We start from the raw sequence: 1176 nt of genomic DNA on the forward strand, positions 1-1176 counted from the left end.
GAAACGCCGGGAGGGATCACTACGCCATTCCCGATGGTGCGGGCCCAACACTGCTCCTGCGGCCCAGTTCGAGATCCATTGCTCCGAGATCACGGCAGCAGAGCACCTGTGGAGAAGACTGATCGAACACGGTCTGCGAGCAGAACCTGCCCACATAGCGTGGGCATCAGCCTTGCATGGCTACTCGACACACCCGCCGCCGCAATCCGTCGCAACAAGACTGCACGACATGAGGGCGAACGGAACTTCACCCGAACTCGCCTGGCATGTCGCCACCTACCCTGATGCGGTCGCTATCGCGCAGATACTCTGCGATTACGACCTGCTCGGCCGGCTCCTTCACCCCCACAACACGTATGCCGACGTACATGCAGCACTCCTCGAGCATCTCGTCCGCCGCTGTCACCCCGGACTCGACCACCGCGCTGCAGCCATGTCGGTCATGGACTACCTCTCCCCCGCCTGCGACGCGATCCACGCCGTGAACAAGTACCCAAGCCATGACAGCGCCGTGCCGGTGGCCAGAACGGCCGTCGATCACCTACCCCTGCTTCAGGACCTCAACCACACCACCTGGCCCAGCCCACCGACGGGAGTCGTACGCGACAGCCCGCACCGTCAAAAGACACCACCGATGACGTGATCGACGATGACACACGAAACCAGCTCGCCAACAACCTCCGAAGATGCGTCACTGCTCGCATGGATCGACAACTACTTCCACGCCAGCGCCATCAGACTGTCCGCGGAATCCACTCTCGCCGCCTACCACCACGACCTGACCGTGGTGACCGATACGATCGCCACTCTCAAGCGCGAACCAACGGCGAACCTCACCCTCGCGAATATCCAAGACCACGAACTGCTCGTGGCCTCCTTCGATGCTTACACCCGCGACCTCGGATCCGCCTCAGTCCGCCGGGTCGTATCGGTCTGGAACGGCTTCTTCAACTACCTCGTCTCCGTCGGAGCGGTCCCCGGCAACCCCATGGCCATACTCCCCCGCCCGAGAAGGCGACCCCGAGTCACGGTCGGGCTGACCGATGACACCGTTGCACAACTCATCGACACCATCGCCCGTCCCGCGATCCTCACGCCACACCCATGGCCACAACTAGACCTCGCAATCATCTCGACCATGCTCCTCACCGGGCTACGGGTCAAGCCCCTGGTAGT

1 protein-coding gene and 1 pseudogene are annotated in these 1176 nt (G+C 62.7%); both read left to right on the forward strand.

All coding sequences use genetic code 11. The features are described from left to right. On the forward strand, positions 1 to 643 hold a 643-nt coding region (locus A8G15_RS31535), incomplete at its 5' end, for a hypothetical protein (protein ID WP_211270250.1). Positions 644 to 649: 6 nt separating this feature from the next. Further along, positions 650 to 1176: pseudogene (locus A8G15_RS26235) on the forward strand (hypothetical protein); the annotation flags it as partial.

This window comes from Rhodococcus phenolicus (assembly GCF_001646785.1).
Classification (GTDB): Bacteria; Actinomycetota; Actinomycetes; order Mycobacteriales; family Mycobacteriaceae; genus Rhodococcus; species Rhodococcus phenolicus.